A 299-nucleotide genomic window follows, 5' to 3' on the forward strand; every position below is an offset into this window, starting at 1 on the left:
CCCGGGTAGACGGCGAAGGTGTCCCGGTCGATCATCGTCATGACCGTGTCGAGGTGCATGAACGCCCGGGTCTCGGGCAGTCGGACGGCGATCAGGCGGGTGGGCGGTTCCGGTGAGGAACAGCTGCTGGGCGAGGGCCTCGACCGCCTGGGCGGTGGTGCGCTCCCCCATGCCGACCATGACCACGCCCGGGGCGATGGCGTGGACGTCCCCTCCCTCCAGGCTCAGCCCCGGTGCCGTGGCGGTGCCGTCCAGCAGCGGCGGGGCGGTCTCGGCGAACAGCGGGTGGAAGCGGTAGA

1 protein-coding gene and 1 pseudogene are annotated in these 299 nt (G+C 72.2%); both read right to left on the reverse strand.

The genetic code is table 11. From position 1 onward, the window contains the following. Positions 1 to 59: arginine deiminase family protein (locus IH61_RS50500; protein ID WP_420714088.1), on the reverse strand; the 59-nt coding region annotated here is incomplete at its 3' end. 103 nt (positions 60 to 162) lie between these two features. Continuing rightward, positions 163 to 282 (reverse strand): annotated as a pseudogene (locus tag IH61_RS50505) (hypothetical protein); the annotation flags it as partial. Positions 283 to 299 lie beyond the last annotated feature (17 nt).

Origin of the sequence: Streptomyces sp. NRRL WC-3742 (assembly GCF_000720635.1) — a bacterium.
In the GTDB taxonomy this organism is placed as follows: Bacteria; Actinomycetota; Actinomycetes; order Streptomycetales; family Streptomycetaceae; genus Kitasatospora.